This window comes from Rhizobium sp. UFLA01-1127 (genome assembly GCF_059803845.1).
In genome coordinates this window covers 1-781 of the sequence record NZ_JAUQTZ010000311.1, presented here as the reverse complement: position 1 = coordinate 781, position 781 = coordinate 1, and the positions used below count along the sequence as shown (strand labels likewise).

1 protein-coding gene is annotated in these 781 nt (G+C 59.0%); it reads left to right on the top strand.

Annotated features, from left to right (window positions below; genetic code table 11):
- Window positions 1-516: transposase (locus tag Q4Q11_RS31945; RefSeq protein ID WP_498571996.1), on the top strand; the 516-nt coding region annotated here is incomplete at its 5' end.
- Between the last annotated feature and the right edge of the window lie 265 nt (window positions 517-781).

Below are 781 nucleotides of genomic sequence, written 5' to 3'. Positions count from 1 at the left end.
CGTATCCAGATCGATCGTGGTCTCGCCTTCATCGGCGACATCGATGGGCGGATCAAACAGTCCGAAGCGACGATCCGGGCGATGACCAGGGCCAATGCCAACGTCAAGCTGTTGAAGACGATCCCCGGCATCGGCGAGTTCTTTGCTCGGTTGATCGATGCCGAGATCGACGACATCAAGCGGTTTCGCAACCCAAAGAAACTAGCTGCCTATGCTGGTCTGGTGCCGTCCACCTATTCCTCCGGCGGCAAGACCTTCCACGGCAAGATCATCAAGCAGGGCAACAAGTGGCTGCGCTGGGCCTTTGTCGAAGCCGTCACCCCGGCCATCGCCAGCGATATGCAGCTTCGAGCCCAATACGAACACCTGAAGATCAGAGGAGTGAACAAGGCGCGCGTGGCCATTGCACGCAAGCTTTTGACGATCGCCTTCCAGATCCTGCGTGACCAGCGCGCCTATGAGCCGCGCGACACCAGCACTACGGAAGGCGCGTCGACGATATCCCGGTTGTCCTGATGACAGTCTAGCGAGCCCGGCAGGACTGGGCTGCGCTCTTGAAGGAGAATGGGAAGCCGGGAGCCGAACGCCACTCTGTGACCGAAGCCACAGGCGTCAGGTCACGCATTGGAGACTGGTTCGAGAACCGAAGGACAGCAAAGCAACCTGTCCGGCGGAGCAGAGAGATTTAGCCGATCGGCGCCAATGCCGGTCAAACCACATCCGAACCCAGGGAAAGGCCACCGGTTGAAGGTGTTCTACCCCTTGTGTTCTTTCATTGGAG